Source organism: Lentibacillus kapialis (assembly GCF_014646635.1).
In the GTDB taxonomy this organism is placed as follows: domain Bacteria; phylum Bacillota; class Bacilli; order Bacillales; family Amphibacillaceae; genus Lentibacillus; species Lentibacillus kapialis.
On sequence record NZ_BMNQ01000080.1, the window covers coordinates 1 to 10,015 of the forward strand.

Annotated in this window: 10 protein-coding genes; 8 read left to right on the forward strand and 2 right to left on the reverse strand. The window is 41.2% G+C overall.

The features are described from left to right. Positions 1-409 precede the first annotated feature (409 nt). Both ntdP and IEW67_RS16740 read left to right on the forward strand, forming a co-directional pair. The gene (gene ntdP, locus IEW67_RS16735) at positions 410-937 is read left to right on the forward strand and encodes a nucleoside tri-diphosphate phosphatase (protein ID WP_188634220.1); all 528 of its coding nucleotides are present in this window, start codon (positions 410-412) and stop codon (positions 935-937) included. A 145-nt stretch (positions 938-1,082) separates the two neighbouring features. Continuing rightward, on the forward strand, positions 1,083-2,834 hold the full coding sequence (locus tag IEW67_RS16740; protein ID WP_188634221.1) for an ABC transporter ATP-binding protein: 1,752 nt from the start codon (positions 1,083-1,085) through the stop codon (positions 2,832-2,834). Between the two features lie 136 nt (positions 2,835-2,970). On the opposite strand, the gene IEW67_RS16745 is transcribed toward IEW67_RS16740, so the two are convergent. Continuing rightward, positions 2,971-4,272, reverse strand: coding sequence for a glutamate-1-semialdehyde 2,1-aminomutase (locus IEW67_RS16745; RefSeq protein WP_308430748.1), 1,302 nt, complete (start codon positions 4,270-4,272; stop codon positions 2,971-2,973). A gap of 119 nt (positions 4,273-4,391) precedes the next feature. On the opposite strand from IEW67_RS16745, the gene IEW67_RS16750 reads away from it, so the two are divergent. The 5 genes from IEW67_RS16750 to perR all read left to right on the forward strand — a co-directional run bounded on the left by IEW67_RS16750 (position 4,392) and on the right by perR (position 7,730). Then, positions 4,392-4,844 carry a potassium channel family protein gene (locus IEW67_RS16750; protein ID WP_188634222.1) on the forward strand — a complete coding sequence of 151 codons (453 nt, stop codon included), beginning with the start codon at positions 4,392-4,394 and terminating at the stop codon, positions 4,842-4,844. Between the two features lie 118 nt (positions 4,845-4,962). Further along, entirely contained in the window at positions 4,963-5,403 is a 441-nt protein-coding gene (bcp, locus tag IEW67_RS16755) for a thioredoxin-dependent thiol peroxidase (protein WP_188634223.1), read from the forward strand. 184 nt (positions 5,404-5,587) lie between these two features. Further along, a complete protein-coding gene (locus IEW67_RS16760; RefSeq protein WP_188634224.1) occupies positions 5,588-6,538 on the forward strand; it encodes a D-2-hydroxyacid dehydrogenase in 951 nt (316 codons plus the stop codon). A gap of 2 nt (positions 6,539-6,540) precedes the next feature. Continuing rightward, positions 6,541-7,101 carry a cob(I)yrinic acid a,c-diamide adenosyltransferase gene (locus IEW67_RS16765; RefSeq protein WP_188634229.1) on the forward strand — a complete coding sequence of 187 codons (561 nt, stop codon included), beginning with the start codon at positions 6,541-6,543 and terminating at the stop codon, positions 7,099-7,101. A gap of 179 nt (positions 7,102-7,280) precedes the next feature. Further along, positions 7,281-7,730: a peroxide-responsive transcriptional repressor PerR gene (perR, locus tag IEW67_RS16770; protein WP_188634225.1), complete on the forward strand. Its 450-nt coding sequence runs from the start codon at positions 7,281-7,283 to the stop codon at positions 7,728-7,730. Between the two features lie 362 nt (positions 7,731-8,092). On the opposite strand, the gene IEW67_RS16775 is transcribed toward perR, so the two are convergent. Further along, entirely contained in the window at positions 8,093-8,488 is a 396-nt protein-coding gene (locus IEW67_RS16775; protein WP_188634226.1) for a YgzB family protein, read from the reverse strand. 125 nt (positions 8,489-8,613) lie between these two features. Here IEW67_RS16775 and IEW67_RS16780 point away from each other — a divergent pair, with 125 nt between their 5' ends. After that, complete coding sequence (locus tag IEW67_RS16780) at positions 8,614-9,489, forward strand: nucleotidyltransferase-like protein (RefSeq protein WP_188634227.1); 876 nt, start codon at positions 8,614-8,616, stop codon at positions 9,487-9,489. Positions 9,490-10,015 lie beyond the last annotated feature (526 nt).

Below are 10,015 nucleotides of genomic sequence, written 5' to 3' on the forward strand. Positions count from 1 at the left end.
AAATGTGTGGAGGGGAAATGTATCCAACGTATTATAATGGCGTACATGGACAGGAATATAAATTATCGGATTTTCTCTAACGAAGATAGAAAAAAGACCGGGCCGCACTTTGCCCGGTTTTTCTAATAACGCCAGAAAGTATAAATTGATGAACGATCTTATCAGAAAAATTCGGCACACGCTGTAAGACGAGGCTAGTAGTCCTAGACAGAACTAAGATGTATCATACTAAAAACGAATAGTACATCAGTTTTAGCGGAGGAAATAACGGAGACTCCTGGGGGAGGAAAGGACTCGAGTCATCCGATTTGTTTCATTTCCTTTGTAATTTTTGCTGTGAAATTTATAATAAAAGAATAAAGGTTTTCACAGTAAAGTTGCATAAACGAGCTTGGTTAGGAGAGATACGATGCCCGGACCGAATTCAGGGTCAACGATACAGATACATAGCTTTAAACATAACGGTCAGCTGCATCGTGTTTGGGAAGACACGCTTGTGCTGAAGGGGACTGAAATGGTTGTTATCGGTGCAAATGATAAAACAATGGTTAAAGAAAGTGATGGTCGCACCTGGATAACCAGAGAACCTGCTATTTGTTATTTTCATTCAGAGTATTGGTTTAACATCATTGGAATGATACGTAATGACGGTATCTACTATTATTGTAACATCAGTTCACCTTTCATTTTTGATCATGAAGCACTGAAGTATATTGATTATGATCTCGATATCAAAGTATATCCGGATATGACGTTTGATTTGCTTGATGAAGATGAATATGAAGCGCATAAAATTGAAATGAATTATCCGAGTGCAATGGACCGCATTCTGTACCGGAATATTGATTATTTGACAGGGTGGATCAGGCAGCGGAAAGGTCCTTTTTCAGGGGAATTCATTGACCAATGGTATGAACGCTATTTGACGTATCAATAACAAATCCAATTGATTGATTAATACCATGGAATGGTTTTATAATTTAATGAGTGTCAAAGTGACTGATCCTTGTTACGAATGTAGCAAGGGCTTTTCTGTGCTGCTTCAGAGAATCAGCTATTATATATAATAAGGAAGCGAAGTAATGAACAGTATTAAACAATATTTGCAGTTCGTCAAACCATATAAGTGGAAAATTGTCATAACCGTTTTTGTCGGAATTCTGAAATTCGGCATTCCTCTCCTTATTCCGTTGATTTTAAAATATGTGATCGACAATATCATCAATGCGGATGATTTAGCGGATACAGCTAAGCTGGAGCAATTGTTCTGGCTAATGGGAGGAGCCTTTGTTGTATTCCTCTTATTGCGTCCGCCGATTGAATACGTTCGACAATACTTGGCGCAATGGGTTGGGAATACAATCCTGTATGACGTCAGAGACAAACTGTTTGACCACATCCAAAAACTGAGTCTGAGATTCTATTCTCAGACAAAAACCGGGGAAATTATTTCCCGGGTAATACATGATGTCGAACAAACGAAAAACTTCGTAGTAACAGGTCTGATGAATATCTGGCTTGATATGATCACTATTTTAATTGCAATCGGTATAATGCTGACAATGGATGTTAGTCTGACAATTGTCGCCATTATATTATTTCCGATATTCGGATTTTGCGTCAGGTTTTTCTACGGAAGATTAAGAAGGCTAACGCGGGAGCGGTCGCAATCACTTGCTGAAGTGCAGGGGCATTTGCATGAACGTGTTCAAGGAATTCCAGTGACAAGAAGTTTCGCTCTGGAGAATTATGAGCAGGAACAATTTGATGCGCAGAATGCCAACTTTCTACAGAAGGCACTTAATCATACCGATTGGAATGCTAAAACATTTGCGGTTATGAATACAGTAACAGACCTGGCACCGTTATTGGTGATTGCGTTTGCTGGCTATCAGGTTATTCAGGGCAACGTGACAGTCGGTACGATGGTTGCCTTTTCCGGCTACATGGAACGGGTTTACGGTCCGCTGCGCCGATTAATCAGCTCATCCACGGTCTTGACTCAATCGGTTGCTTCGATTGACCGTGTATTTGAACTAATGAATGAATCATATGACATTGTTGATAAAACGGATGCCAAAGCGATTGAACGTGTTGACGGTACCATTGATATTGATCATGTCTCGTTTAAGTATGAAGATGAAGAAATGCAAGTTTTACGCGACGTTTCCCTTCATGTGAAAAGCGGTGAAACAATTGCATTTGTCGGGATGAGCGGCGGCGGTAAATCGACATTGATCAGTCTTATACCGCGTTTCTATGATGTTACAAGTGGATCGATCAAAGTGGATGGTCATGATATCCGTGATGTAAAAGCTCGTTCATTGCGTGACAATGTTGGCATGGTATTGCAGGACAATATCTTATTTAGTGAATCCATTTCCATGAACATTCGAATGGGCAATCCGGATGCCACTGATGAAGAAGTGATTGAAGCTGCAAAAGCTGCAAATGCCCATGATTTCATCAAAGAGTTGTATGAAGGCTACGATACAATGGTCGGCGAACGCGGTGTCAAACTTTCTGGTGGTCAGAAACAGCGTATCGCCATTGCCAGAGTATTTTTGAAAAACCCGCCGATTTTGATTTTTGATGAAGCAACCTCAGCACTCGACTTAGAAAGCGAGCATATTATTCAGGAGGCGATGGAGCGTCTTGCCTCCGATAGGACAACGTTTATAGTTGCTCACCGCCTGGCAACGATCACTCATGCCGACCGGATCGTTCATATTGAAGATGGTGAAATCAAAGAAGCTGGATCACATAGTGAGCTGATGGCGCGAAAAGGTCACTATTATGATTTATATCAGGTGCAAAATTTAGATGGTGCATAATAAGCTCCTCCACTATTCGGAGGAGCTTATTATAATCAACAGCCGCCTGTGGAAGGCGACGTATATTTCCGGAGCTGGTTATATGCTCGAACTAGTTCGGATTTTTCTTTAATAAAACCACTTTTGTCTATGATTCTTAGCGTCTTTCTTCCGCCATAGCCGCAAATGCGTTGCCTGCAGCCTCAATTGTTTTGTCGATATCTGCTTCAGTATGCGCAGTCGTCAAAAACCATGCTTCAAACTTCGAGGGGGCTAAATTAATGCCTTGCTCAAGCATTAGATGGAAGAACTGAGCGAATGCGTCGCTGTCACTGGCATCTGCTTGTTCGTAATTGTGGACAGTATCATCGCCAAAAAATACGGTAAGAGCGCCGCAAACCCGATTTATAGAAATGGGAATTTCTGATTCGTGTGCTTTCGTTCGAATGCCATTTTCGAGACGTTCACCAAGTTGCTCCAGTTTTTCATAAACACCGTTTTCCTCGAGTACTTCCAAACATGCAATGCCTGAAGCCATTGAAGCAGGATTACCTGCCATTGTTCCTGCCTGGTATGCAGGTCCAAGCGGTGCAACTTGTTCCATGATGTCTTGTCGGCCACCATATGCCCCGATTGGCAATCCACCCCCGATAATTTTGCCCATGGCGGTCATATCAGGCTCGATGCCGTAAAGCTGTTGAGTGCTGCCGTATGTAAATCGGAATGCGGTGATGACTTCATCATAGATGACCAATGCACCTGCATTATGTGAGATAGCATTCACGGTTTGCAGAAAACCATCAACCGGTTCGACAATCCCAAAATTACCGACTATCGGTTCGACAAGTACAGCCGCCACCTCATCACCCCATCGCACGATTGCCTGCCGGAATGTTTCCGGATCATTAAACGGGACGGTAATGACGTCTTCGGCAACCGATTCCGGTATGCCTGCTGAGTCGGGTGTTCCCAATGTTGCTGGGCCGGAACCCGCTTCAACCAGGACCGAATCAAAATGCCCGTGATAACTACCGGAAAATTTGATAACTTTATTCCGGCCGGTATAAGCGCGGGCAACCCTGACTGTAGTCATGACAGCTTCAGTGCCGGAGTTGGTGAAGCGCACTTTTTCTAATGACGGTATAGCTTCTTTCAGTTTTTTGGCAAATGTATTTTCCAATTTTGTCGGGGTGCCATACAGCACTCCATCGTTTGCTGCATATGTAATGGCTTCTGCGATATGTGGGTGTCCATGGCCAGTGATAATCGGACCGTATGCACCCAGATAATCGATATATTTGTTACCGTCAACGTCCCAAAAATAGGCGCCTTTCCCTTTTTCCATGTAAACTGGAGTACCACCGCCGACACCTTTATAGGCTCTTGATGGCGAATTCACTCCGCCGACAATGTGGTCAAGGGCTTCCTCATATAATGCTTTTGATGCGGAAAAGTTCATAAATATTGCCTCCCTTAAAGATTCCTTTCATTGCGATTATACTCTATTGAATAGCTTGCGGAAAATAAATGGCAATTCGACAAAGGGATAAGCATATGCTCTAGATAAGGCGGGATACTATGGAATTTATTTCTTGGCTTATAATTATTGTGATTGTCATGGTCGTTTCAATCAGCCTCGTTGATTTTATCAGGGGCGGCAAAATCAGCGGTCGTATGCAAATGCACGACAGCCGATTTTCTGCTGAACTCTTCTATACATTGTTGATGATTTATTTAATTGTGATTTTCGGTTTCGGGCTGATCTATTTTGTGCTGTCGATGAATCATATATTATTGGTTGAAAATGGGGAGTTGCGTGAAGTAAGCGTTGCCGGTTCGCTAGTCCACTCGTTTTACTTTAGTGGGGCCACGCTACTGACAATTGGTTATGGTGACATCACGCCGATTGAAATCGGCAGGTTGATAGCACTTGTAGAGGCGCTGATTGGATATGTATTGCCAACAGCCTTTGTATTAAAACTTGTGCAGACTAATCAGGAAGATAGAGACAGAAAAAAAGATATGCTATAGTGGATATAAGAAGTTCAAAAAGTTCGGAATAACCTTTAAGGTTAGATTCTGTTCAACAACATTCAGTGGGGAGAACCACCACATTGAATGAAGTATCACTCTATAGGAGGAATATTAGATGCGTGCAGAAACAGGTAAACAAGCACCGGATTTCACATTACAAAATCAGGACGGTAAACAAGTCAGCTTATCAGACTATAAGGGTCAGAATGTTGTTCTCTATTTTTATCCGAAAGATATGACACCAGGCTGTACAAATGAAGCGTGTGATTTTCGGGATAACAAAGAGAAATTCAGCGATCTGGATGCAGTTATCATCGGCATCAGTCCCGACCCGGTCGAAAGTCATCAGAAATTTATTGATAAACACGAGCTGCCCTTTATGCTTTTGGCGGATGAGAATCACAAAATAGCAGAAGACTACGGTGTATGGAATGACGGGATTGAACGTTCCACTTTCATTATCGATAAGGAAGGCAATCTGCAAAAAGAATTTCGTAAAGTGAAAGTGGAAGGTCATGTGGAAGAAGCACTTGAATATCTACGGAAAGCCAGCTAATGAAAGTGGGGCAGTTCGTTCACATTGAAACGAACTGCCCCATATTGTTTATAACGTTAGAAAGTATTAATTGTGGATGACCTAATTAGAAAAGTTTTTATACAAAAAGCTGATTGTAAAGGAATGGGAATTTAATAGAAAAAGGGCTAATATAGGGTTAAAACGACAGTAGGAGTGGATATACTTGATTGTTTTATCGCTAGCGAAGATTTCAGAAAAACACCGCACTGGACTCCGTGAACGTTATCCCCATTTAACATTTGTTTTTTGCCGGAATATGGATGAGGCTAAGCCATATATTAATAAAACAGAAATTTTGCTGACATTCGGTAGCGACCTCACTGCTGAATTAATTAGCCAAGCTTATCAGTTGAAGTGGATTATGGTGCTGTCGGCGGGTATCGAAAAAATGCCATCTAATGCAATAAACGAGCGTAATATTATGGTAACGAATGCAAAAGGCATCCATAAATATCCCATGGCGGAATATGCGATGTCTATGCTGATGCAAATCAATCGCAGTGCTAAGCAATTGATAGCAAATGAAAACGCGAATAAATGGGATCATTCCGTACGCATGCAGGAACTGACGGGAAAAACAATGCTCATAGCAGGGGCTGGTTCAATTGGACAGGAAGTGGCACGGCTTGCCAGAGCATTCCGGATGAACGTTTACGGAGTATCAAGAAGCGGTCGTTCCACGGAATACTTTGACCGGATCGTCAAACAAGACGTGTTCAAAAGCATGTTGCCTGAAGCGGATTATGTTGTTTCAGTTCTACCGAGTACTGCAGAAACCAAGGATTTCTTCACTTATGACCATTTTCGGAAAATGCCAGACCACGCTGTATTTTTAAATATGGGCCGAGGAGGTGTGGTCCGGGAAGACACAATTTTAAAAGCGGTACATACTGGAGAGATAGCTCATGCAGTGTTGGATGTCTTTGAAGAAGAGCCGCTTCCGGAAAACCATCCGTTTTGGCAGGAAGAAAATGTAACAGTTACACCGCATTTATCAGGTGTCTCTCCATTCTATCAAAAGCGGGCACTTGAGATTTTTGAGGAGAATCTGCGAACGTATTTGAACGGTGGAACGCATTATGTGAATAAAATAGACATCACAAGGGGGTATTAATGATGCGGATTTATACTAGAAAAGGTGATAAAGGGAAAACATCTTTAATCTATGGTGAGCGCGTGCCGAAAAGTGATCTCCGAGTGGAGGCATATGGCACATGTGACGAGGCTAATTCAATGATAGGGCTTGCACTCAGTTTCCTTGATAAAGAAGAATGGGAAGATAAGGATGTTTTTTTGGAACAAATGCGCCGCAGTCAGACCATTTTATTTCATGTAGGGGCGGAGCTTGCGACGCCGAACGACAAGGAAGTCGCATGGAAATTGAAGCAGGAACATATCAATGAACTGGAGAAACGAATGGATGCCTGGGATAAGCATCTGGAAATGTTGCACAATTTTATTCTGCCGTCGGGTCATTCTGCTTCAAGTGCGCTTCATGCCGCACGAACAGTGGCAAGGCGGGCAGAACGGACGGCGATCGCATTGAGTGAACAGGAACAGGTCAATCCGCTGGTTATATCCTATTTGAACAGGTTGTCCGACTTTCTGTTTGTGGCTGCAAGATATGTCAATAAGGCTCTTGACGGAAAAGAGACTCCGCTGAAAGCAGATATTTAAAGGAAGAAAAGAACAATTATTAAAAAAGTATTGCTCATTTGACTTATTCGTTAATAATATAAACAAGTTGGAAATATACTTTTATTGACAGGGTACAGGGTTAGCGCGTAAACTCTAATTATAAGAATTATAATATAATAATAAAGATATAAATCGAGTAAATATTGAAAGTGGGGTGCATGACGGTGTCTGATGACAAATTGCAGGAAGCAATCGATACTCTCAGAAATTATGGCGTACGTATAACACCACAACGTCATGCGGTTCTTGAGTACCTTCTTAACTCAATGGTTCACCCGACGGCCGATGATATATATAAGGCCCTTGAAGGGAAGTTTCCAAACATGAGTGTTGCAACGGTTTACAACAATTTACGTGTTTTGCGTAAAATCGGACTTGTCCGGGAACTGACTTACGGTGATTCATCAAGCCGTTTTGATTATAACTCAACTGAACATTATCATATTATTTGCGAAGAATGCGGTAAGATTGTGGACTTCCATTATCCGACTTTGGATGAAGTTGAATCGCTGGCTGAACAGGTCACAGGTTTTGATGTCAGCCATCATCGGATGGAGATTTATGGCAAATGTGAAAAATGTCAGCAGTTGGAACCACAAGAACATTAATAATTTTCATGGTGCAAAAAATCCAGTCTGTTCAAACAGGCTGGATTTTTTATAACGTCAGAAAATATAAATTATGGATGACATTATAAGAGGTTGTTCAAAAAGTCCGGTAAAAATGACACTTCGAATTTCTTCGTTGGCTTGTTTCTCCGCTCCTTGGAAAAGAAAAACACTTTTCCTGCGTGCGAAGCGGATTCAGGACAGCATTACTTGTGCTCATGTATTTAAAAGCATACATTCCGTTGCTCGAAACTGCGCCGCCTCGAACTTCTTGGTCCTTTTTATCCTCCTTTTTGAACACGCACTATAAGAAACTTCGGCATCCACTATAAGACGAAGCGAATGCCCTAGTTTTTCTAATACTATTGTTGATCATCTTTCATTGTTGCTTTTGCTTCATTTCGGAATTTACGTTTGTTGTACCTTTCATCAAATTCAAAGCCTTCCAAATCTTTATCGAGTGTCAGCGGTTGTTTGCAGTGCATGCAGGCGTCCACTCTTCCAAGCATTTTAGTCGGTTTTTCGCAGCTTGGACAAATAATAGGAACAGCTTTTGTTGAGAGCATCCCTATCCAAAAATAAACGACGCAGCTTAATAGAATGAACATTACGCCAAGCAAAAATAATGTCAGCATCAGCCACTCAATTTTTCTGGACAAGATCCCTCCGTACATGACAGCGAACCCGACAAATATCAGTATCAATGCAAAGGAACGTATTTTATTTATTTTACTGGAATAGACCAACTTATCTGCCATGGTAGTCCTCCTTATGGTTTAAAGAGCCAGTATAGCACATTTTACATCAATTTCGGTTTCAGAAAAAGGATTTCACAAAATCATAACGAATTATATAATATTGAATATAATAAGGGGGTTCTAAAATGGAAAATTTATTGCGGCCGATTTATCAAGAGTATGCAAGGAACCCAAATACGTTAGGCATTATTTTGATTGAGAGAAAAGCACCTGACAGTCCGATTACAGATAACTTTGACGTGGTTTTGTTTAATGTTGTTGATGAGGCGGCGATCGAATGGCAGGAAAAGCATTATGAATTAGATGATGGCAATACAGTTGTGATGCATTCCATCACTGATCGATTACTCAGACAATGGATTGATACAAACGGGTACCGTAAAGCTATTGAATGGGTTGTAGCGGGAAAAACAATCTTTGATCGGAATGAGTATGTTTCGCGGCTGAAAGAACGTTTAAGAAGTTTTCCGCTCGAAAAAAGAGACTTAAGAAAAGCAATGGAGTTTGGAAAATTGATTAAGAGTTATACAGAGGTCAAAGACCTGTATAAATCTGAACATTATAAAGATGCCTTCACACGGATGGTGCACTCGCTTCATTATTTGGCAAGGCTTGCCGTTATTGAAAAAGGGTACTATCCGGAAGTGACATTATGGAATCAAGTAAAGAAAATAGATCCCGAGGTTTATAAATTGTACGATGAATTAATCGAAAGCCGTGAAGAGATAGCAAAACGTGTACAATTGATGATACTAGCGGCGGATTTTGCTATCAGCAGAAGAGCAAAGGTTTCAGCGAAGCATTTACTCGATATTATGAACACAAAAGATGGTGCCTGGTCATATGAAGAGATCAAACAAAGTTCTGGTGTCAGACCATATGTACTTGATTTGGCTGCCATACTCAATTATTTGACCGATAAGGGGATACTTTTACCGGTTAGAATCGACACAAAAGGTACTGGTGTATACCTGCGTCAATATCGGGTGAACCGATCATGAGATGTTTGAAAATTTATGGTAGGCAATTTATGATTCGCACTATTAAAAAATGGAATCTGCAGAGTATTAAACTAAGTCGGCCGGCGATTGTCTGAAAGCCGTGCCTTCAGTACAGCAAATGCTCTGCTCTGAAAAACTTCGAGCACAGATTTAATTGCATTGTAGAAATCTTATTGACTTTCATTTTAATGCATGGTACATTTATATCCGTCGCAAAAAAGCATGTTGGATTTTGGGCGATGCAAAAGCACAAAAATTTCCTCTTGATAAATATGAGGATGACGTGTTAGATTGAATATCGTTGCGCTTTAGCAGGTAGCTGACTTTTAAAAAAGTTATTGACTTTGATTTTGGCAGATGGTATACTAATTAAGTCGCTGTCAAAAAGGCGATCAACGTAAAATTTGCTCCTTGAAAACTGAACGAAACAACCAGTATGACAAAGATGTCAGAGGTAAGCGGCCATTCGTCGGAACGTTTGTTTTGACGAAAGGGCCATCAACCCCTGAATAGATTTTTTGGCAAG

Excerpts from the sequence above, each read along its gene's own strand:
- ntdP (WP_188634220.1), top strand. The coding sequence starts at position 410 with ATGCCCGGACCGAATTCAGGGTCAACGATACAGATACATAGCTTTAAA.
- IEW67_RS16740 (WP_188634221.1), top strand. The coding sequence starts at position 1,083 with ATGAACAGTATTAAACAATATTTGCAGTTCGTCAAACCATATAAGTGG.
- IEW67_RS16745 (WP_308430748.1), bottom strand. The coding sequence starts at position 4,272 with ATGAACTTTTCCGCATCAAAAGCATTATATGAGGAAGCCCTTGACCAC.
- IEW67_RS16750 (WP_188634222.1), top strand. The coding sequence starts at position 4,392 with ATGGAATTTATTTCTTGGCTTATAATTATTGTGATTGTCATGGTCGTT.
- bcp (WP_188634223.1), top strand. The coding sequence starts at position 4,963 with ATGCGTGCAGAAACAGGTAAACAAGCACCGGATTTCACATTACAAAAT.
- IEW67_RS16765 (WP_188634229.1), top strand. The coding sequence starts at position 6,541 with ATGCGGATTTATACTAGAAAAGGTGATAAAGGGAAAACATCTTTAATC.
- perR (WP_188634225.1), top strand. The coding sequence starts at position 7,281 with ATGACGGTGTCTGATGACAAATTGCAGGAAGCAATCGATACTCTCAGA.
- IEW67_RS16775 (WP_188634226.1), bottom strand. The coding sequence starts at position 8,488 with ATGGCAGATAAGTTGGTCTATTCCAGTAAAATAAATAAAATACGTTCC.
- IEW67_RS16780 (WP_188634227.1), top strand. The coding sequence starts at position 8,614 with ATGGAAAATTTATTGCGGCCGATTTATCAAGAGTATGCAAGGAACCCA.